This window comes from Streptomyces sp. NBC_00654, assembly GCF_026341775.1.
In the GTDB taxonomy this organism is placed as follows: Bacteria; Actinomycetota; Actinomycetes; order Streptomycetales; family Streptomycetaceae; genus Streptomyces.
On sequence record NZ_JAPEOB010000002.1, the window covers coordinates 550,131 to 570,098 of the forward strand.

At 70.9% G+C, this 19,968-nt stretch carries 18 protein-coding genes; 8 read left to right on the plus strand and 10 right to left on the minus strand.

What is annotated here, in order from left to right; genetic code table 11:
• Window positions 1-63 precede the first annotated feature (63 nt).
• Complete coding sequence (locus tag OHA98_RS22630; protein ID WP_266928560.1) at window positions 64-663, minus strand: TetR family transcriptional regulator; 600 nt, start codon at window positions 661-663, stop codon at window positions 64-66.
• 248 nt (window positions 664-911) lie between these two features.
• Here OHA98_RS22630 and OHA98_RS22635 point away from each other — a divergent pair, with 248 nt between their 5' ends.
• The 6 genes from OHA98_RS22635 (at window position 912) to OHA98_RS22660 (ending at window position 7,602) form a co-directional block, all read left to right on the plus strand.
• On the plus strand, window positions 912-2,477 hold the full coding sequence (locus OHA98_RS22635; RefSeq protein ID WP_266928561.1) for an ABC transporter substrate-binding protein: 1,566 nt from the start codon (window positions 912-914) through the stop codon (window positions 2,475-2,477).
• Entirely contained in the window at window positions 2,474-3,433 is a 960-nt protein-coding gene (locus OHA98_RS22640; protein WP_266928562.1) for an ABC transporter permease, read from the plus strand. Before OHA98_RS22635 ends, OHA98_RS22640 begins: the two co-directional genes overlap by 4 nt.
• Complete coding sequence (locus tag OHA98_RS22645) at window positions 3,420-4,292, plus strand: ABC transporter permease (RefSeq protein ID WP_266928563.1); 873 nt, start codon at window positions 3,420-3,422, stop codon at window positions 4,290-4,292. Before OHA98_RS22640 ends, OHA98_RS22645 begins: the two co-directional genes overlap by 14 nt.
• Window positions 4,289-5,332, plus strand: coding sequence for an ABC transporter ATP-binding protein (locus OHA98_RS22650; protein WP_266928564.1), 1,044 nt, complete (start codon window positions 4,289-4,291; stop codon window positions 5,330-5,332). Before OHA98_RS22645 ends, OHA98_RS22650 begins: the two co-directional genes overlap by 4 nt.
• Window positions 5,329-6,342 (plus strand): ABC transporter ATP-binding protein, encoded by a 1,014-nt coding sequence (locus OHA98_RS22655; protein ID WP_266928565.1) that lies wholly within the window; start codon window positions 5,329-5,331, stop codon window positions 6,340-6,342. The genes OHA98_RS22650 and OHA98_RS22655 overlap by 4 nt, the downstream gene beginning before the upstream one ends.
• A 327-nt stretch (window positions 6,343-6,669) precedes the next feature.
• Window positions 6,670-7,602 (plus strand): CPBP family intramembrane glutamic endopeptidase, encoded by a 933-nt coding sequence (locus OHA98_RS22660; RefSeq protein ID WP_266928566.1) that lies wholly within the window; start codon window positions 6,670-6,672, stop codon window positions 7,600-7,602.
• A gap of 237 nt (window positions 7,603-7,839) precedes the next feature.
• On the opposite strand, the gene OHA98_RS22665 is transcribed toward OHA98_RS22660, so the two are convergent.
• The 4 genes from OHA98_RS22665 to OHA98_RS22680 all read right to left on the minus strand — a co-directional run bounded on the left by OHA98_RS22665 (window position 7,840) and on the right by OHA98_RS22680 (window position 11,279).
• Window positions 7,840-8,505, minus strand: coding sequence for a HemK2/MTQ2 family protein methyltransferase (locus OHA98_RS22665; RefSeq protein WP_266928567.1), 666 nt, complete (start codon window positions 8,503-8,505; stop codon window positions 7,840-7,842).
• A 39-nt stretch (window positions 8,506-8,544) separates the two neighbouring features.
• Entirely contained in the window at window positions 8,545-9,534 is a 990-nt protein-coding gene (locus OHA98_RS22670; protein ID WP_266928568.1) for an L-histidine N(alpha)-methyltransferase, read from the minus strand.
• A gap of 343 nt (window positions 9,535-9,877) precedes the next feature.
• Window positions 9,878-10,366, minus strand: a complete 489-nt coding sequence (locus OHA98_RS22675) for an N-acetyltransferase (RefSeq protein WP_266928569.1) — start codon at window positions 10,364-10,366, stop codon at window positions 9,878-9,880.
• 175 nt (window positions 10,367-10,541) lie between these two features.
• The gene (locus OHA98_RS22680; protein ID WP_266928570.1) at window positions 10,542-11,279 is read right to left on the minus strand and encodes a DJ-1/PfpI family protein; all 738 of its coding nucleotides are present in this window, start codon (window positions 11,277-11,279) and stop codon (window positions 10,542-10,544) included.
• A gap of 187 nt (window positions 11,280-11,466) precedes the next feature.
• Between OHA98_RS22680 and OHA98_RS22685 the strand changes: the two genes are divergently transcribed.
• Window positions 11,467-12,486 carry a GlxA family transcriptional regulator gene (locus tag OHA98_RS22685; protein WP_266928571.1) on the plus strand — a complete coding sequence of 340 codons (1,020 nt, stop codon included), beginning with the start codon at window positions 11,467-11,469 and terminating at the stop codon, window positions 12,484-12,486.
• On the opposite strand, the gene OHA98_RS22690 is transcribed toward OHA98_RS22685, so the two are convergent.
• Together OHA98_RS22690 and OHA98_RS22695 are read right to left on the minus strand one after the other, a co-directional pair.
• Window positions 12,440-13,198, minus strand: coding sequence for a lysophospholipid acyltransferase family protein (locus OHA98_RS22690; RefSeq protein WP_266928572.1), 759 nt, complete (start codon window positions 13,196-13,198; stop codon window positions 12,440-12,442). The two genes, OHA98_RS22685 and OHA98_RS22690, sit on opposite strands and share 47 nt — an antisense overlap.
• A gap of 75 nt (window positions 13,199-13,273) precedes the next feature.
• Window positions 13,274-15,097: an NAD(P)/FAD-dependent oxidoreductase gene (locus OHA98_RS22695; RefSeq protein ID WP_266928573.1), complete on the minus strand. Its 1,824-nt coding sequence runs from the start codon at window positions 15,095-15,097 to the stop codon at window positions 13,274-13,276.
• 199 nt (window positions 15,098-15,296) lie between these two features.
• Between OHA98_RS22695 and OHA98_RS22700 the strand changes: the two genes are divergently transcribed.
• Window positions 15,297-16,316 carry an SMP-30/gluconolactonase/LRE family protein gene (locus OHA98_RS22700; protein WP_266928574.1) on the plus strand — a complete coding sequence of 340 codons (1,020 nt, stop codon included), beginning with the start codon at window positions 15,297-15,299 and terminating at the stop codon, window positions 16,314-16,316.
• Between the two features lie 13 nt (window positions 16,317-16,329).
• On the opposite strand, the gene OHA98_RS22705 is transcribed toward OHA98_RS22700, so the two are convergent.
• The 3 genes from OHA98_RS22705 to OHA98_RS22715 all read right to left on the minus strand — a co-directional run bounded on the left by OHA98_RS22705 (window position 16,330) and on the right by OHA98_RS22715 (window position 19,900).
• Window positions 16,330-16,920: a TetR/AcrR family transcriptional regulator gene (locus tag OHA98_RS22705; protein ID WP_266928575.1), complete on the minus strand. Its 591-nt coding sequence runs from the start codon at window positions 16,918-16,920 to the stop codon at window positions 16,330-16,332.
• A gap of 185 nt (window positions 16,921-17,105) precedes the next feature.
• Window positions 17,106-17,822: a hypothetical protein gene (locus OHA98_RS22710; RefSeq protein WP_266928576.1), complete on the minus strand. Its 717-nt coding sequence runs from the start codon at window positions 17,820-17,822 to the stop codon at window positions 17,106-17,108.
• A gap of 248 nt (window positions 17,823-18,070) precedes the next feature.
• The gene (locus tag OHA98_RS22715; RefSeq protein WP_266928577.1) at window positions 18,071-19,900 is read right to left on the minus strand and encodes an alkyl/aryl-sulfatase; all 1,830 of its coding nucleotides are present in this window, start codon (window positions 19,898-19,900) and stop codon (window positions 18,071-18,073) included.
• Between the last annotated feature and the right edge of the window lie 68 nt (window positions 19,901-19,968).

The following is a 19,968-nucleotide window of genomic DNA, read 5'->3' on the forward strand; positions in this document are numbered from 1 at the left end:
CTGGTACGGAAGTTGGGGGTAGCGCGAGAGGGCTTCAGCGAGGGATGAGCGCGGGAGAGCCGGTCAGCGGCCGGGGCGCAGGACTTCCTGGTACGCCTCGGCCCACGCGGTCAGCGGGCCGGTCTCCGAGTCGACCAGCAGATGGCGCTGGAGCATGCCGCTGAGCATCGCGCCGAGCGCCCAGGGGCGCAGATCCGTCTGCGGGTCGGCACCGATCCGTTCGGCGGCGATGACGGAGGCCCGCCGGCCGAACGTGTCGACCAGGATGAGGGCGTGGTCGCGCACCGAGCGCACCTCCAGAAGGTCACGGCGCAGCCGGCGGCGCCGGGCGGTGTGCTCGGCGGACTCCTCCAGGCGGCCGTCGGAGACAGCCACCGCGTGGCTGAGCGCCTCCCAGAGACCGAGGTCCGCCGGCGCTTCGGCGAAGGCGTCGAGGATGACCTGGCCGAAAGCCCTGCCGAAGAGCAGGGCCTCCTTCGTCGCGTAGTAGCGGAAGAAGGTGCGGTGGGCGACGTCCGCCCGTCGGCAGATCTGGTCGACCGTGGTGTGTTCGAAGCCCTGCTCCTCGAAGAGGTCGAGCGCCGCCGTGCGGATGGCCTCTCGGGTACGCGCCTTCTTCCGGTCGCGCATTCCCAGTTCCGTCAGGGGGCCCGTCTCCTGCATCGGTCTGCCGCTCCTTGTCGTGTGCCCGTCGCCGGGCGTCGGTCGTGACGGTACGTCGTATGCCGCCACGAGCAGTACCGAACCATGCCCGGCAAGGCCCGCTCAAGGCGCGCGCCAACTCTTCGGCAGCTGGTCACGGGCTGTTTGCACAACTGCCTTTTGGCAGTACTGCCAGTTCCGAAATGGTGTGGGTGGCGGCAGCCCCGCGCTGTCGTTCCCACCCCTTGTTCCGAGAAACCCGAGGAATCATGAAGCGGCACACGCATCTGCTCGCGGCCTCCGCCTGCGCGCTCACCCTCGCCCTGACCGCCGGTGCCTGCACGGCTTCCGACAGCGCGGTGTCGGGCGACGGCTCCACCGGGGCCGCCCCCGCCGACGGGCCCGCGGTCGACGGCGGCACGCTCAGGGTGGGCCTGGACCGCCCCTTCACCAAGCTCGACCCGGCCGACGGCACGCTGACCTCGATGCCGATGATGATCCTGGCCAACGCGCTGTACGACCCGCTGATGATCAACGGCGACGACGGCGTCGTGGAGCCCTATCTGGCCGAGGCGTTCACCCCTGACGCGAACGCCACCGGCTGGACCCTGAAGCTGCGCGAGGGGGTGAAGTTCAGCGATGGCAAGCCGCTGGACGCCCAGGCCGTCGTCGACCATGTGAAGCGCCTCGCGAAGCCGGAGAGCACCTGCACCTGCGCCGCCGACGCCGCCACCATCGGCGCCATCGAGGCGAACGGCCCCACCACCGTCGACTTCACCCTCAAGGCCCCCAACGCCAGCTTCCCCAGCCTCTTCACCCGCTCTCTCGGCTATGTCTCCCAGGCCCCCGCCGGAGCGGCACCGGCGGTCGGATCCGGTCCGTACACCGTGGAGAGCGTCCAGCCCGGCGTCTCGGTCACCGTGACCCGCAACCCCGCCTACTGGGGCGACAAGGGCCACGCCGACAAGATCGTCTACAAGGTGCTGCCCGACTCCGACAGCCGCTACCAGTCCCTTCGCTCCGGCGACGCGGACCTGATCTGGACCGAGACCCCGGCCCAGCTCAAGCAGGCCGGCGGCGCCGGCCTGCGCGCCGCCACCGGGCCCGGCTCCACATCCACCGTCCTGTTCAACACGAAGGCCGCGCCCTTCGACGACCCGCGCGTGCGCCGGGCGCTCCAGTACGCCGTCGACCGCGAGGCGGTGGAGAAGGTCGTCTTCCTCGGCCGGGGAAAGCCCTCCGACGGCCCGATCGGCTCCCACTCCCCCTACCGCGCCGCGAACGCCGCTGACGCCTATCCCGCCCATGATCCGGCGAAGGCCCGTGCCCTGCTCGCGGAGGCCGGCCACCCGGATCTCTCCTTCGAGTACCTGGTCGACAACCGGCCCGAGGGCCAGCAGCGCGCCACCGTACTGCAGCAGATGTTCGCCGAGGCCGGGGTGAGGATGACCATCAAGCCGATGGACGCCGCGAGCCTGAACACCGCGATGTTCCAGCGAAAGTTCCAGGTGCTGGACTTCGTCACGAGCATGTTCGGTGACACCGACACCGCGCTGAACAGCCTCTACACCGCCAACTCGCCCTACAACTTCATGGGTTACAGCAGCCCGGAGGTGAACAAGGCGATCGTGGCCGGGCGGGCCGAGCCGGACGCCGCCAAGCGCGGCACCGCCTACAACAAGGCGGCCAGGACGATCGTCGGGGATGCCCCGATGCTCTTCCTCACCGAGAACCGGACCGGCTTCCTCGCCACGGCCGAGGTCGGCGGCCTGCCCGACCTGTCCCGGCGCACCGTCATCAGCCTGTCCCCGGCCGGCCTGTGGGTGAAGAAGTGACCCCTCGGATCCTCGGCGCGGCAGCGCCACTGGGCCGGGCCGTCGCCGTACTGCTGCTGGTCACGCTCGCCGCGCTCACCCTGCCGCACCTGATGCCCGGCTCCCCGGCGCTCGCCGCGCTCGGGCCCACCGCCACCCCGGAACAGATCACCGCGTACGAGGCGCGGCTGGGGCTGGACGAGAATGTGCTGTCGGCCACCTGGCGCTGGCTCGGCGACGCCCTGCACGGCGACCTCGGGCAGTCCCTGAGCACCGGTACCCCCGTCACCGGCGAGCTCGCGGACCGGATCCCGGTCACGCTCGAACTCTTCGTCGCCGCGCAGCTGGTGGCGCTCTGCATCGCCGTACCGGTGGCGCTGTTCTCGGCCTGGCGGCCGGACGGGCCGGTGGACCGGATCGCCACCGCCGGCGCCTTCGTCTGGCTCGCCGTACCCGGCTTCGTCCTCGGCCTGCTGCTGATCTGGATCGCCGCCGTCCAGCTGCGGATCCTGCCCGCGACGGGCTGGACGCCGTTCAGCGAGGACCCGCTGGGCAATCTGCGGCACCTGGTGCTGCCCGCGCTCACCCTGGGCCTCACCGAAGCCGCCGTCTTCACCCGCACACTGCGCGGGCAACTGCTCGACACCCTCGACCAGACGTACATCTCCGCCGCCCGCAGCCGCGGCATGGGCACGGCACGGCTGATGCTGAGGCGCGCGCTGCGGCCGTCCTCGCTGCCGCTGGTCACCCTGATCGGCATCGGCGTCGGGACCTCGCTCGGCGGATCCGTGCTGGTCGAGACGTTGTTCGGGGTTCCGGGCGTCGGCAGCCTCGCCGCCGGCTCCATCAACGCCCGCGACTTCCCCGTCATCCAGGCCGTCACCGTGATCAGCGCCGCCGCCGTCGTCTCCGCCACGCTCGCGGTGGACCTGCTGTACCGCACGCTCGACCCGAGGATCGCCCATGGTCACCGCTGACACCGCCCCGGCGAAGCCCACCGCCACCGCTCCCGCCCGCCTCGCCCGGCGGCGGCCCTCGGCAGGAGTACTCGTCGCCGGCGCGTGGCTGAGCGCCGTCGCGCTCGCGGCACTGGTGCTGCCGCTGCTGCCCGGATTCGACCCGCTGCACGGCGACTTCGCCGCCCCCTCCGCGCCACCGGGTCCCGGTCACTGGCTGGGCACCGACGCCTCGGGCCGCGATGTCCTCCAGCGCACCGTCGCCGGCGCCCGCGCCTCCTTCGCGGTCGCCGGGCTGACCATCACGGTCGGTCTGCTCGGCGGTGGCGCGCTGGGGCTGGCCGCAGGCTGGTTCCGCGGCCCGGTCGACAGGGCCATCGGGTTCGCCACCGACGTCCTGATGTCCGTGCCCACGCTGATCCTCGTGATGATCGTGGTCTCGCTGCGCGGCCCCAGCCTGCCCGTGATCGGCACGCTGATCGGCGTGTTCACCGTTCCGCACTTCACCAGGGTGGTGCGCGCCGTGGTGCTCTCGCTCAGCGAGCGCGGCTTCGTCCAGGCCGCCCGGATGATCGGCACCGCGCCGCTGCGCGTGCTGCGACGCGAGATCGTTCCGCACGTCGCGTCGGCCTCCCTGGCCTTCGCCTTCACCGCGACCACGGTCGCCATCGTCGCCGAGGGATCCCTCAGCTTCCTCGGCTTCGGACTGCGCCCGCCGGAGCCGTCCTGGGGCGGAGTCATCGCCGAGGGCCGCACCATGCTCGGCAGCGCTCCCTGGATCTCGCTCGCCCCGGCCGCGGTGCTCTGCCTGACCGTCCTGGCCCTCAACTACCTCGGCGAACAGCTGCGTTCGCCCGACCGGAAGGGAGCACGCGCATGACCGCCCCGACCCCCACGCCGAGCACCGCAACGGGTCCCGGCCCCCGCACCAGCCCGGTGCTGGACGTCCGCTCGCTCGACACCACCCTGCACACCCCCGACGGCCGGGCGCTGCACATCCTGCACGGCGTCAGCCTCACCATCGGCGCGGGCGAATGCCTCGGGGTGGTCGGTGAGTCCGGCTCCGGAAAGTCGGTCCTCGCCCGCACGGTCCTCGGTGTCCACCCGCGTACCACCACCGTCAGCACCACCGGGCAGGTGCTCCTCCACGGCGAGGACCTGCTCGCCGCCTCCCCCGTACGGCGTTCCGAGCTCCTCGGCACCGGCGTCGCCATGGTCCACCAGGACCCGATGACCTCGCTCAACCCCGTCGTGCGGATCGCCGACCAGGTCACCGAATCGATCACCAACCGGCGCCGCCTCTCCCGCCGCGCCCGCCATGAGCGGGCCACCGGGCTCCTCGCCGCCGTCGACGTCCCCGACCCGGCCCGGCGCGCCCGCGCCTACCCGCACGAGCTCTCCGGCGGTCTGCGTCAACGCGTCGGCATCGCCGCGGCCCTGGCCGGCTCCCCGGCCCTCCTGCTCGCCGACGAACCCACCACCGCGCTCGACGTCACCGTCCAGCGCACTGTCCTGGACCTGCTCGACCGGCACCGCGAGACCCGCGGCCTGGCCACCCTGCTCATCACCCACGACATCGGCCTGCTCTACGGCCGGGCACGGAGGGTCGCGGTCATGTACGGCGGCCGGATCGTCGAGACCGGCCCCACCGAGACCGTCACCGAGCGCCCCGCCCATCCCTACACCGCCGCGCTGCTGCGCTCCGTCCCCCGCGTCACCGGCCCGCTGCGGCGCACCCTGCCGGCCATCCCCGGCACACCGCCGGACCTCTCGCGACCGGCGGCCGGCTGCCCGTTCGCGCCGCGCTGCGAGCGCGCCGAGGCCGTCTGCACCACGACCGCCCCGCCCGTCCACCCGGCGGGCCCCGGCCACACGGCCACCTGCCACTTCCCCCTGACCAGGTCGGAGAACGCCGCATGACCGCCGTCCTGCACGCCACCGGACTCTCGGTGGTCCACCGCACCCGCTCCGGACCGCTGCACGCCGTCAGCGACGTCGACCTGACGCTGCACGAACGCCGCACCCTCGCCCTGGTCGGCGAGTCCGGCTCCGGCAAGAGCAGCATCGCCAAAGCCCTGCTCCGGCTGCCCCCGCCCACCGCCGGCACCGTCAGCCTCGCCGGCACCGACCTCGCCACCCTGACTCCCCGTGCGCTGCGCGCCCTGCGTCCCCGGATACAGATGGTCTTCCAGGACCCGCTCTCCTCGCTCAACCCACGGCGTCAGGTCAGCGACCTGGTCGCCGAACCGCTCGACGCCCACCCCGACGCCGCTCGCGACCGCACGGCCGTTATCGAGCGACAGCTCGACGCGGTGGGACTGCCGCCCGCCCTGTTCGGCGACCGCCGGCCGGGCCAGCTCTCCGGCGGCCAGGCCCAGCGCGTCGCCATCGCCAGGGCGCTGGCCGCCGAACCCCGCGTGCTCATCGCCGACGAAGCCGTCTCCGCCCTCGACGTCTCCGCCCAGGCCACGGTGCTCAACCTGCTCCGCAGACTCACCGAGGAACGCGGCCTGGCAAGCCTGTTCATCTCCCACGACCTCGGCGTCGTACGGGCGGTCAGCGACGACGTCGCCGTACTCCAGCTCGGCCGGCTCTGCGAGCAGGGCCCCACCGAAGAGGTCCTCGCAGCCCCGGCCCATCCGTACACCGCCGCGCTGCTCGCCGCCGTCCCCGAACCCGGCCGCCCCCTCGGCGACACCGGCCTGCTTCCCACCGACCCGCCGTCCCCGCTCGACCCGCCCTCCGGCTGCCGCTTCCGCACCCGCTGCCCGCTCGCCGACGCCCGCTGCGCCGACGAGACACCCGCCCTGCGCGAGATCGCCCCGCGCCGAACGGTCGCCTGCCACAGGCCTCTGATCACCCCCGGCACACCACCGGCACCTCACGCACCAACGGCTGCTCTGTCATCCGGCCCCCGGACAACCGGCTGACGGTCCGTGCGGGGAACAACCGGCCCTCAGCGATGGGAGAAGCGTCCGGGAACGGCCGGAGATGCGGCCGGAGATGCGGCCGGCGGTCGACGGCCGGGCGATCGCGTGCGGTGCGGCGTAACCGGGGCGCCCCCGGTGGCCGTTGGAGCTCCCGCTCGTGCCACCCACCTCCTGCGCGCTCCGCTGGTCCTGACGAACATCGAAGTCAACCGCCGACTGTCTTCGATGGGTGGAGAGGTCTCCCCGCAGGAAGGGGAGTCAGCTCCACCGTCGATATGCGCTCCAGCTGAATTCCCCGCTGCCGCGCCGATCCGTAGGTTTCACGTCATGACGCTTTCAACCAGGCCCTTACCGCTCGTCAACCGGCGACGTGGTCCGTTCGTCTTCCTCGGTGTCGCCTACATCGGCATGTGGGCGGCCATGTCACCACTCCTGGCCGGCGGTTACCAGCGCGGTGACGCACGCGAGGAGACCGGCGCACTGGAGCAGGTGTGCATCGCGGCCGCGATGTTGGCGCCTGCCCTCGCCGCGATCCTCGTCGTCCGCTGGGTCGAGCGCAGCGGCCGGGTGCGGGACTCGCTCGCCCTGCGCTGGACGAAGCCCTGGGGGCGTGCCGCGCGGGCGTGCCTGATGGCTTTCGTCGTGCCCGCCGGCCTCACCACGGCTGCTCTTGTCATCGGCACCTTCGCCGGCCGCTACCCGTTCGGTGGAGTGCACTGGAACGGGCTCGGCTCGTGGGCGGCCGCAGCGGTGCTGAACATGCTGGTGTCGCTTCCGCTGTTCTTCGGCGAGGAACTGGGCTGGCAGGGCTACCTCTTTCCGCGCCTCGCACGGGACGGTGACCGCCGGAGCCTGATACGGGCGTACGCGATCACCGGCGCGGCCTTCGCCCTGTGGCACCTGCCCACGCTGCTGATGGGCGGCCAGTACCCAGGTCGGCCCTGGTATGTGTCGGTGCCCGCCATGCTGGTGAGTTGCCTCCTCGTCCTGCCGGTCTTCACATGGCTGCGTCTGCGCTCCGGCTCGGTCGTGCCCGCCGTCATCGGCCATGCGTTCGTGAGTTCGGTGAGTGTCGCCATGGTCACGGAGTTCGCCGATTCCAAGGCAGCACTGGATCCCCTGCACATGAGCATGGCCGGATGGCCCGGCTGGATCGTCACAGGCGCGTTCGTCGCCTTCCTGGCGCTGACCGGCCGACTCCAGCCATCCTTCTGCACGGCCCGAACCGTCCCTCACCCCGCATCGATCCGCAGACTGTGAGTATGTGTGTTCTGGGGGGCCGGCCGCGGGCCGAGCCGCCAGGGCCTGGGCAAGGCGGTGCGGGCTGAGAGTCCACGGCCAGGTGCTCATCCACATTGCGTGAACCTGTTGACGTACGCCCCACGCACCGCACCCGTCCAGGAGCGGAGCCACGCAAACGAGCGTTGGTGTCCCCCCTGGACGTCCGTGTCGAGAACCCGCTGTCACCGCCCTCCCGCGCCCTGCTCCGATTCCGCACTACGGCGTGGGATCGCGTCTGTCACCACGGATCACCACCAGTTCCTCTTCGCGTTGTCCGGCCCTGATGACCCCCCGGTCCTCCAGCAGCGCGATGCGGCGTTTCATGACCGGTCCGAAGGGCACCGTCCGCCGGGCCACCACCGCGGCCTTCAGGCCTCCCCCGCGCAGCAGGTCCACCGTGGTCTCCACCCCGCACACATCGGAGTGCACGATCAGCAGCATGCCGCCGTCGGCGAGCATCCCGGGAGCGTTGGCGCACAGGGGGTCCAGCAGTGCCCGTCCGTCCCGCGCGGCGTCCCAGGCCCTGGCCGGTCCGCTCCGGGGCAGCTCCTGCCGGGGGGACGGTACGTACGGCGGGTTGGCGAGTATCACGTCGAACTGCCGGTGCGCGGGGAGTGTCAGCGCGTCCCTGCGTTCGACCCGGACGGGGAGCCGGCGCACCCGGGTGTTGAACCGCGTCGTGAGCGCGGCACGGCGCGAGATGTCCACGGCCGTGATGTGCCCCGCACCCACGCCGGCGGCGGCGATGGCCAGGGCGCCGGTGCCGGTGCACATGTCCAGGACCCGTGCGCCGAAGGGGATTCCCGCATCACGCAGCGTCTGGGCCAGCAACCAGGTATCGGCCTGAGGCCGGTAGACACCAGGAGGTCTCAGTAACCACACGGCACGATCCGCACATCGAAAGTACTGCCCTTTCCCATGTCAGATCTCATGCGTGCGCTCACGGAGATCGTGCGAGCGGGTGAAAAGGAAGATTCCGTACTGCCATTCCTCGTCGATCCACTCCGCGCGGAGATCGAGACCGCGCGAGGTGACATCGGCTACGAATTGCTCGCGCCGGAACTTGCGGGAAAGCCCGACGTTGATCGATTCTCCGCGCCTCAGGTTCAGCTCAAGATTCAATGCGCGGAGCGCGACGGAATGGTCTTCCCTCGCGTAGACCCGGGCCTCGACGGCAGAGGCATCGGAGTCGAAGTGGGCCCGCACCTGAAAATTCCGGGAGTCGAAATTACCGTCGAAGCGCCGATTGAGGTGATCCAGATGATTGAACCGGAATCGCGTGAACGCCGACCGGCCCTCCGGATCGTTGTACGCGGCTTCGAGTGTCCGGGCCGACTTCAGGAGATCGACGGATACCAGGAATCCGTCGCCGGGCCGGAGCGTACCGACGATCTCGGACATCAGTCCGTCCAGTTCTGCCGATGTCATATTCCCGAGATTGCTCCCGAGGAATGACACCACCACCGGCTCGGGCTCACTGTCCCGCAGCCAGGCCAGCCCGGCCTCGTACCGGCCCCACAGCCCCCGCACTCTCACGGAGGGAAGCGTGGCGGCCAGATCTCGCCCGCTGGCCTCGAGCATCTCGCGGCTGACGTCGATCGGCAGGTAGGAGGTCGGGCGACGAGCGGCACAGGCCGCCAACAACAAGCGGGTCTTCTTGGCGCTCCCGCTGCCCAGTTCGGCGATCGACCCGCATCCGATCAGGTCGGCCATTTCGTCGGCGTGACGCTTCAGCAGCCCGAACTCGACCCGAGTGAGATAGTAATCGGGCAGCTCGGTGATCAACTCGAACAGGTCCGACCCGAGAGCGTCGTACCCGAAATGAGCTGGAATCCGCGGCGGCTCCTCCCCGAGGCCGGCCAGGAGAGCCGACCGGTCATCCCAAAATGCGGCGCCCTTGTCAACCGCCATGATTTCGACTCGACTCAGCACTGCAACGCCCCTCCTGGCTCCCCGGACCGGCGTGCCCGATCAGCAGCCGTAGTCCCATGCCTGCCGTGCGTGCTCCGATCAAACAGGATGCATAGGCCGTCGACGTTCCGGCCGCCCCCGTGGATTCTGCCACTGCCCAAGAGAGCGCAAACCGCCGCGTGCGGCGAATTCACCGTCCGGCATCGGAGCAGTACGGAATTCGGCCACGGAACGAGTTCTTGGTCACCGACGCGCCGCCGATTGCCCGCGGGGAGGAGTCAACGCTCACTCATGTCCTCGCTCACTCATGTCCTCGCACGCGAAGGCACACCGGGGCCTGCCTTCAGGAGAGGTCCTTACGCATCAGGGTGCACATGGTTTCGTAGCGCCGCACCGACCCGTCCGGGGCCTGCTCGTCCCACGCATCCGGCTGACGGTCATATGCGGCATAGCCCAGTCGTTCGTACAGCACCCGCGCCCGGGGATTGCTCTCCTCCACGCCGAGCTCGGCGTGCCTCAGTCCCCGGGCCCTGATGCGTTGCTCCGCGGCACCGACGAGGAAGGTGCCGATCCCGCACGACTGCAGGGCGGGATGCACCGCGAGCTGCCACAGCGTGCCGACGCCCCGCTTGACCAGGTAGTCGACACCACCCTTCGCCACGGGGATGTCCGTCACGGGGCAGACCGCGAGGTAGTCGACCTCTCCGAGCCGTACGCGGGCCAGCTGCTTCGCGACGCCTGCCAAATGGTGTTCGGACCCCGACCACCCGCACGACGCCAGGTCCGCGGGCACCAGATCGCGCGCCGACAGCCGCAACTCCACGCTGAACATCCTCAGGTCTCCCCAGTCGTACGTCGATCGGCTCCGGCAACGGCAGGGCTCCGGGGACACCGAACGGAGGCTGTCCCCGCCCCGGAACCCGTCATCTCCCGGATCATGTTCCCCTGCGGCCGGCGGGCACGCGCGAGCAGGTGCCCCTTCCTTCAGGGCAAGCGCGGCCGGCCACTCACTGATCGCTCAGCTGTGCCAGCAGGGCCGGGTGGCCGGCCAGGGCCTTCTGGAGCAGTTCCCGGGCGAAGGGCGCGTACTGGCCGCTGTCGGCGGCCTTCCAGTCGATCGGGCCGAAGGGCGGCTCGGGGTCGTACTCGATGAACAACTGGACCATCCGCGCGACCTCGTCGCCGGCGAGGCGGCCGACGAGGTGCAGCGCCATGTCGATGCCCGCCGAGACTCCAGCGGCGGTGATGACATGGCCGTCCTCGACCCAGCGCCGGGTGACCGGGGTCGCCCCGAACCTCGCCAGGAGGTCCCGGTACATCCAGTGCGTGGTGGCCCGGCGGCCCTCCAGGAGCCCTGCCGCCGCGAGCAGCAGCGAGCCGGTGCACACGGAGCCGACGACCTGGGAACGCGCCGCGGTCTCCCGCAGGTTCCGGAGCAGATTCTCGTCGGCCATCGCGGCGAGGGTGGGAACGAGGCCACCGGGCACGATCATCGCGTGCGGATCCGGTATCCCGTCGAAGGTGTGACTGGGCACGAGGGACAGCGGGGTGTCGCTCGCCATCGGCTCGATCCGCTCACCGACCACGACGGTGCGGTAGCCGGGAACGAGATCGCCCAGCGCCGCGAACACCTGTAGCGGGCCGACGATGTCCAGCGGAGTGATCCCGGGGTACAGCACGAACGCGATGGTCTTCGTCGGGGCCTCGGTCGGCGCGGGCGAGGCTGTGGGCGTGGTCTCGGTCATGACAGGGCTCCTGGACGCAGGCGATCGGGTGGCGGATTCCCGGCGGATTCTCCGGACGGCGTGCTGCCGCCCGGCAAGCCTCGCCCGGCGTCGACGGCGAGAACGGACGAGTCCGGGCTTCCTGTCCGGATTTCTGGGATACCTGTCCTCCAGACACATTCGCGGGACAGCCTTTAGGGTCGTCGGCATGACGAAAGCTGTCCGCCACCATGTGGTGGTCGTGGCCTACGACGACGTGGAACTCGTGGAGGTCGCCTGCGTGACCAGCGCCTTCGACGGGGCGAACCGCCTCGGCGCGAGCCCGCCCTACGAGGTCCGACTGGTCACCCCGGAGGGCCGCCCGGTGCGCTGTTCCTCCGGGCTGGTCCTGGGCTCGCAGGCGGCTCTGGAACGTACCCGCGGCCCGGTCGACACCCTGCTGGTGGTCGGCGGACCGGGCCATGCCGCGGCGGCGCGGAACGCCCGGCTGGTCGAGCATGTACGCCGCCTGGCGGGTCTCGGCCGTCGGGTCGCGTCGGTGTGCACGGGCGCGAGTGTCCTGGCGGCGACGGGCCTGCTCGACGGCCGGCGCGCCACGACCCACTGGGCGTACGCGCACGACCTCGCGGAGCGTCACCCGGCCGTCCACGTCGACGCCGCGCCGCTGTACCTGCGCGACGAGCACGTCTGCACGTCGGCGGGGGTCACCGGGGCGCTCGATCTCACCCTCGCGTTCGTCGAGGAGGACCACGGCCCGGCCCTCGCCCGGACGCTGGCGCGGATGATGGTGACCTATCTCCAGCGTCCGGGAAATCAGGCTCAGATCAGCATGTTCGTCGACGCACCGGCCCCGGAGCACCGGACCGTGCGGCAGGCGGTGGAGCACATCACCGGGCACCTCGACGGCGATCTCACCACTACGGCCCTCGCCACGCACACGGGAGTCAGCGGGCGCCATCTGGCCCGGCTGTTCCTCGACCACCTCGGGCAGAGTCCCGCCCGGTTCGTACGGACCGCACGGGCCGAGGCGGCCGCGCAGCTCCTGGTCTCCACACCGCTCTCCCTGGCCTCGATCGCGAGACGCTGCGGGTTCAGCTCGGCCGAGACGATGAGGCAGGTGTTCCTGGAGCACTACGGAACCACACCGAGCCAGCACCGCACGGTGCACGGCTCCGCACGGGTCACGCCCGCCACCGGCAGTCCGGTTGCCCGCCGGGACGGCCGGTAGGACGCCCTCCCGTCGCCGGCCGGCCCGCGGCGTGAACCGCGGGCGCGGCCTGCACGGCGAGGGCGGCGGGCTCGCCGAGGCGGGCGGCCGCCGTACGCCACGCCGTGGTCACCGCGCTCCGGGCCCGCGCCGTGCGCATGGCCCGGTCGCCGCTGAGTTCCAGCGGCGCCCCCACGTGGACATGCAGGTCGGGCCGGCGCAGCGGTGCCGTGGCCAGTCCGGCGAGCTGCTTGGCCACGCTTCCCGAGGTGACGCGGCGGGCGCCGGCCTGGCCCACGGGTACGACGGGGGCTCCGGTGCGTTCGGTGAGCCGGGCCAGGCCGCTGTGGAAGGTGCCCGGGGCCGCCTCCGCCGCGTCCGTGCGGCGGGGCAGGCCGCCTTCGGCGTAGATGAGGATCAGCCTGCCGTGCGCGAGGGCCTCCGCCGCCGCGTCGATCGCGGCCGCGGCCCGGCGGTCCCGGCGGAACACGGGGATGTGCCCCTCCCGGGCGAGGACCCGGCCGAGCAGGGGAACGCGCCACAGTCCGGCCGCCGCCATGACGACGGGCTCGACGCCGAGGCGGTACAGGGCGGCGAGCACGATGGCGGGGTCGGCGAGCGAGGTGTGGTTCGCGACGATGACGCTGCCCGGCGTGAGGCCGGTGCCGGAGTCGGTGGTCACCGACAGACGGCCGACGCCCGGCGCCAGGATGCCGGCGATTCGACTGAGCATGTGTGGTCTCCGTTTTCGACGATGGTGTTCCTCATCGTCGGCGGCGGGAGGCCGCTGGGGCGTGAGTCCTCGTACTCATCTTCCCGGCCGCCGTGGCGAGTTCCCGTTCCCGGCCCGGAGGATGTCGGCCATGGACTCTTCGCGCCATCGGCTCAGGAGTTCGTGGAAGGCGTACGCGCCGTGAGGGTAGGCGATCGGGCCGTTCGGCCGGCCGCGCCCCTCGCGGTTGTAATAGCCGGGGGTGCACTCGGCGTGGAACCACTCGTGGTCGGGGGCGTCCTCGGCCAGGACGGCGAGCCAGGCGTCCTCGGCCGCGCGGGACGGTTCGATGAGCGCGCCCTCGGCTTCGGCCGCCGCGACGAGGGCTGCGGCATGGACGGCCTGCTCGTCCAGAATGTGCGTGAAGTTGACGCTGCTGGCGTTCTGGAGCGTCCCCATCTGGATCAGGTTCGGGAAGCCGTTGCTGGTGAAGCCGTGCAGAGTGCGCGGGCCCTGTCGCGCCCAGGTGTGCAGCAACTGGGCGCCGCCGCGGCCGTGGACGGGGAGCTTGCCGGAGTGGATGCCGGAGGTCCCGACGGAGAACCCGGTGGCGAAGATCAGGCAGTCGAGTTCATACGTGGTGTCGCCGACCACGACGCCGTGTTCGGTGATGCGCTCGATGCCATGGGTGTCCGCGGTGTCGACCAGGGTGACGTTGCCGCGGTTGAACGCCGGGTAGTACGTGTCGGAGAAGGTGGGGCGCTTGCAGGCGTACCGGTACCAGGGTTTGAGCTTCTCCGCCGTGTCCGGGTCGGTGACGGACTGTTCGACGCGGGTGCGGAGTTCGTTCATCTTGGCGGCGTCGGCCGCCTCGTAGGCGGCTTCGAAGACCTTCCGGTCGCCCTGCCGGCGGAAGCTCGGCAGGAGCTTCTCCAGGAGGTGGGCCGACAGGGTCCAGCGGTCCGCCACGAGATCCTGTCCGGCCGTCTCACCGGAGACGATCCGCAGATAGTTCTCACGGCGTTCTCGCGCCCAGCCGTCGTGGTCGGCGCCGACGTCCCGGGCGGTGGTACGGCGGTTGGCACGCACGTCCACGGTGGAGGGGGTGCGCTGGAAGACGTAGACGTGCCGGGCGTCCTCGGCCAGCATGGGTATGACCTGGACGCCGGTGGCCCCGGTGCCGACGATGCCCACCCGTTTCCGCGCGAGGCCGGTCATGCCTCCGTCCGGGGTGCCGCCGGTGTAGGCGTAGTCCCACCGTGACGTGTGGAAGGTGTGGCCCCTGAAGTCCTCGATGCCGGGTATCCCGGGGAGCTTCGGCTCGGAGAGGGTGCCGGTGGCCGTGACGACGTACGTGGCCCGGAACGCGTCGCCGCGGTCGGTGGAGACGATCCACGTCCCGGACGCCTCGTCCCAGGCGAGTGAGGTGACCGCGGTGGAGAACAGTGCGTCGGAGTAGAGGGTGAACTTCCGTGCGACCCGCATCGCGTGGCGGCGTATCTCCTCACCGGGAGAGTACTTCCACTCCGGAACGTACCCGGTCTCGTCGAGCATCGGCAGGTACACGTGCGATTCGATGTCGCAGTGGATGCCCGGGTACCGGTTCCAGTACCAGGTGCCCCCGAAGTCGCCGCCCTTCTCCACGATCCGGACGCGCTCCAAGCCCTGTTGCCGCATCCGCGCCCCGGCGAGAATGCCGCCGAATCCCCCACCGACCACCGCGACATCGACGATGTCGTGCAGCGGCTCCCGCCCGACCGGCTCCCCCGCGTACGGATCTGCGGCGTAGTAGCCGAACTCGGCGTCGGTGTCGCGGTATTGGCGGGCACCGTCGGGCCGTACACGCCGTTCACGTTCGAGGCGGTACCGCTCCCTCAGCGCGGCGGGTCCGTCGGGGGCCGACGCTTGAGAGGTTGTCATGTGGGGGGACCTCAATCCTGTCGATCGGGCCGCCCCGGATCGAACGGCCGTCCGCTACGGTAGCAACTACCGGACAACGGTGTCCGGTTGACGCACGGGTGCATATGGCGCTCGCCCTGAGCCCGTCCACGCCCCGGGCGGCAGCCGCGGGCCCCGGCCGAAGGCACCCGCACACAGCGGACAGGAAGAGTGATCCCCCATGCCACGACTCTCCATCCGGCCCCTGGCCGTCCTCGCCATGACCGGCACCCTGATCCTCACCGGGTGCGGCACGCAGACAGGTGACCCGGGCGGTCGGGCGGCCCCCGTCGGCGCGGACAGGATCATCCGCGCGCACAAGGTCATGCAGCTGACAAAGGTCCACGAAGAGACCGGGATGACGCTGCTGGAGGGCCCGGCCTTCGGCGAGGACGGCGGCCTCTTCGTCGTGGACGTCACCGCGCCCTCGGGCCGGCCCAAGGTGATACGCGTCGATGTCGGGAAGAAGACGTCGCGGGCGGTCCACACCGACGACCGGGGGGCTTACACCTCGGCGCAGTTCAGCCCTTACGACGGACGGCTCTACCTGACCGACTACGCCCACGGCGAGGTCGTGAGCCTGGCCCCGGACGGCGGTGATCAGCGGACCTTCTTCTCCGGCGAGGTCGAGGGGGCACAGATGAACCCCGACGACATCGCCTTCGACGAGGAGGGCAACCTGTACGTCAGCGACTCCCGCGGCCTGAGCGAGGGCAAGGAGCACGGGCGTGTGGTGCGGATCGACCGCGACGGCGAGAAGGCCAGCGTCCTGGCCGAGGATCTGGCCTCGACGAACGGAATCTCCTTCGACGTGGACTACCGAGGGCTCTGGATCAGCGAGCTGACCCAGAACCGGATCTCCTACCTCCGCCTCGACGGAAAGGGCGGCGTGGCTTCCCGGCACACCGCCATCCGTGTCGACGGCGGAATCGCCCAGACCGACTCGATCGCCGTGGACGCGGACGCCAACCTCTACCTGGGACTGCACGGCCGGGCCGCGATGGCCGTGTACGACCAGCACGGTGAGCGCATCGCGACGGTGGAGATCCCCTCCCGCGCCGAAGGCCTCGAATCGGTGACGAACGTGGCGATCACGCCCGGCGGGACCAAGGCCTACATGACCGTCAGCGGGCCCGCCGGAGGGTTCCTGTACTCCTTCGACGCTCCGGCGGAAGGTATCCGGCAGTCCAACGGCGGCTGACGCCGGCCCGCGCTCATCCCTCGAAAGGCCGTACCGGTCCCACCTCGATGCCGAGCAGCCGCCAGGCGGCCAGCGCCCGCTGTTCGCGCTCCTCGCGGGTGGGGCCGGTGACCGCTCCGGAGACCATGGCGACCGCGAGCATCAGGTCGTTCGCCCCACCGAGCCGGTACCCGTCCGGCAGGTGTCCCCGCAGACCCCGCTCGACCCTCTCGGAGAGGGCCAGGGCATGCGCGCGGATACCGGAGCGGCTTCCGGCTCCATCGGCGTGCATGAGCCCGATGAAAGCCGCCGATTCCGTGAGGTGCCACGTCATCACGCCGAGGACGTCGGCCAGGGTCGCTCCCTCGGCCGCCGCGGCCTGCTCGATCTGCCGTACGTTCTCCTCCAGAACCGCGGTCGCCACGGCGGCCCGGTCGGGAAAGTGCCGGTACAGAACGCCCTGCCCGACGCCGGCACGACGCGCGACGGCGGAGAGCGGAGCGTCCAGACCGGACTCCGCGTAGACCTCCCGTGCGGCGGCGACCAGAGCGGCGCGATTACGGGCGGCGGCCTTCGGCCCGTCGTTCGCGGGCCGCCGCTCGTCCGCCCTGGGCTGCTGCTTCACCCCGGAAGAGTACCGGCCGGACGGGGACCGCTCGGGCCTGCCGGCGGGGCGGGCCCGAACACACCGGATGAGCGGGGCACATGGAGGAGGCCGCCGGACGGGGAAGCGGGAGTGCGCACAGACATGCCCCGCCCCGGCGGGCGGAGCATGTCCGGGAAGTGCGGGTCCGCACGAGCGGGCCGGCCTCAGGCCAGCGTGTATCCCAGCACGCCGCCGTGGATCTGGCCCTCGCAGTTCAGCTGGATCGAGTCGAAGATCTGGCGGTTCTCGTTCCGCAGGCAGCGGAGCAGCGGAACGGTGGCCACGCCGGCCGGCTGGGCCGTATAAAGCCAGCCGAGGCGGGTCACGTACTGCTGGCCCTCACAGCCGACGTCCGTACTGGTGAAGTGGTCGCCCCTGACCTGGCACAGATACAGCGGCGCGGTGTCCGGGGCGGCGTAGGTGTACAACGAACCGAGCGGCCCCTGCAACTGGTAGCCGGTGGGGTGGTACCAGCTGTTGCTCTGGGTGTCGGAGCTCTTGTGATAGCGGTTCAGGACGAACGTCGGTCCGGGGGTGTGGGGCTCCCCCGCGCAGAGGTACTCGACCGCGACCTGCACGTATCCGTTCGGGAGCTGGTTGACGACGGTGGGGCCCTTGACCAGGCTGCACCGGGCGGGGTCGAACCCCTTGGCCACCGCACTGTCCATCGCGGTACCGACGGCTGACTGCACCGCGACGTTGTACGGGCCGCTTCCCAGGCCGCCGATGTAGAGCTGCACCGGTCCGACGGACGCGGCTGCCCGCTCTGCGGGAGCGGGAGCGGAGCCGGGGGCGGGAGCGGCGGAAGCCGGAGTGAGGAGGGACAGCGTGAGCGCGGCGATGGCCGCGGTCATGACGGTGAGACGTCGGGCTAAGCGCATGAAGGCCTCTTCCTCGGTTGGATGGAATCGCACGGTGAGCACGGGGCTATGCATGGGATACCAAGGTGAGGGGCGTGATCCGCGACAGGCCCGCGCGCCATAGCTAAGCATGAGCGTGCCATTTCGACCAGAACGCCGCGCAGGCCATGGAAGGGGCGGAAAACCGCCCATGGCCACCTGCTCCCCCACGCGTGTGCGGCTGCCCCGGGCCGTGGCCCGGGGCAGCCGCGTCGTTCGCGTGGTCGCGGTCAGGGCGTGACGATGGCGAAGTCGGGATCGGGGGTGTCGAGCAGTTCTGTGAGGGTGGCGAAGACCTGTGGGTCGCCCTGAACTTCGACGTCGTCGAAGCCTCCGCCGGCCAGGACACCGAGCAGTTGCCGCTTCGTCAGGGTCAGCGTCAGGTCGGCGGCCGGCGCCGGTCCCCGCGTCCCGGATGTCTCATCGGTGCTGCGGAAGGTCAGTGCCCCGTTGGACAGCAGCAGGTGCCAGGTGCGGCCTTCGTCGGTGACGTTCCAGGCCATCCGGAGCCTCTTGTCCCACGCGCGCGGCCCGTCGATGCGGATGGCCAGCGAGTCGATGAGCATGTCGACGGTCAGCGCCATCGCCATCTCGGGGTTGGTCGTCTCCAGGGCGGTGTGCGCGACCGCACCGCGCAGTTCCTGGGCGCCCATCAGGTAGAAGTTGCGCCAGGTGCCGTTCTCCGAGCCGTGGCCGAGCTTTTCGTACACCGAGGCCAGCGCCTCCTTGGCCGCCGCGTCGCCGGGTTCGGCGAACACCGCGTGCCCGAGAAGCGTGGCGGCGAAGCGCAGGTCTCCCGCGTGTGCGTATTCCTCGCCCTTGGCGACGAGTGCGGCGACACCTCCGTAGTCCGCGGCGAAACGCTTGGCCTGCTCGGTCGGCGGGTGCTCCCAGAGGTGGGCCGGGTTGCCGTCGAACCAGCCCATGTATCGCTGGTAGATGGCCTTGACGTTGTGGCTGAGCGAACCGTAGTACCCGCGGTTCGCCCACCGGCGCGCGATGGCGGGCGGCAGTTCGATCCGCTCGGCGATCTCGGCGCCGGTCAGCCCCTGGTTGGTCATGCGCAGGGTCTGGTCGTGCATATAGGCCCACATGTCGCGCTGGCCCGCCAGGTGTTCGACGATGCGGTCCTTGCCCCAGGTCGGCCAGTGGTGCGAGGCGAACGCGACGTCGGCGCCGTCGCCGTACAGCTCGATGGTCTCGTTGAGGTAGTGGGCCCAGATGCGGGTGTCCCGGACCAGTGCTCCGCGCAGGGTCAGGATGTTGTGCATGTTGTGCGTGGCGTTCTCCGCCATGCACAGCGCGCGCCGGTCGGGGAAGTAGAAGTTCATTTCCGACGGTGCTTCGGTGCCCGGTGTCATCTGGAAGACGATCCGTACGCCGTCGACGGTCTCCTCCTGGCCGGTGCGGGTGATGTCGAGCGTCGGCGGGATGAGGGTGATGGTGCCCTTGGAGGTCGTCATGCCCAGGCCCGCGCTGATCTGGCCCGCGGGCCCCTTGTCCAGTTCGGCGCCGTACATGTACACCGCGCGGCGGGTCATCGCACCGCCCGCGTACACGTTCTCCGCGACGGCGTGTTCCAGGAACCCCGCCGGGGCGATCACGGGCACCGGGGCGTGGCCGTGCGGCAGGACGCCGCGCGAACCGCCGAAGTGGTCACCGTGCGAGTGCGTGTAGATCAGCCCGGTGACCTGGCGGTCACCCCGGTGCTCCCGGTACAGCGCGAGCGCCGCCGCTGCGGTCTCGGCGGAGATCAGCGGGTCGATGACGATGACACCGGTATCGCCCTCGACCAGCGTCATGTTCGACAGATCCAGGTTCCGGACCTGGTAGATCCCCTCGGTCACCTCGAACAGGCCCTGTTTGTCGCACAGTTGGCTCTGCCGCCACAGGCTGGGGTGCGCGGTGTCCGGGCATTCCCCGGCCAGGAACGCGTACGCGCCCCCGTCCCAGATCACCCGGCCGTCGTCAGCCCGGATGACGGCCGGTTCGAGGGCGGCGACGAAGCCCCGCTCGGCGTCGTCGAAGTCGGTCCTGTCGGAGTAATCAAGTTCATCCATATGGGATGAGTAGCCCAAATTGTACAAAAATACTCACCCCATCCGCCCGGAGTCGAGGGCTCCGAACG